The 430-nt window shown below is 64.0% G+C and carries 1 pseudogene; it reads left to right on the top strand.

Annotation, left to right across the window (positions count from 1 at the left end):
- Positions 1-183: pseudogene (locus tag G3480_RS27440) on the top strand (chemotaxis protein CheW); the annotation flags it as partial.
- Between the last annotated feature and the right edge of the window lie 247 nt (positions 184-430).

The raw sequence follows: 430 nt of genomic DNA, 5'->3' as shown, positions 1-430 counted from the left end.
CCGCCGCCGGAGTTTGGCTCTGAGATCCGCACGGATTTCATTGCGGCCATGGGCCGGCTGGAGGACGTCTTCGTGATCATTCTCAACGTCGACCACGTGCTCTCCATCCAGGAGTTGGCGGCGCTGCGCCGCTTGAGCGAGCGCGAGGAGGCCGCGCACGCAGGGCCTGAAACGGACGTCTGATGTGGTCCGATGCGCAAAGTCCGTGCTGCTGGCTCGAACCTCGCCTCGGCGCTTGACGGATGTACCTATCTTGCAAGGCGCTGAGCTGCGACGATGGGCACGCCCGTCGCGCATGGGTGCTCCGAACGGAGCCGATTGCCTCGCCCCTTTGGTCGAACGGTTGGTGCTTGGAAAGTGACCATCAACAACTTCCCCCCTTTCGCAAAGGGGGGCCAGGGGGGATTTCGGACGGGATCGCTCACATCGG

The organism is Thiorhodococcus mannitoliphagus, assembly GCF_010915725.1.
GTDB lineage: Bacteria > Pseudomonadota > Gammaproteobacteria > Chromatiales > Chromatiaceae > Thiorhodococcus > Thiorhodococcus mannitoliphagus.
The sequence above is the reverse complement of the archived record's forward strand: the minus strand, read 5'-3'. Positions and strand labels throughout refer to the sequence as shown.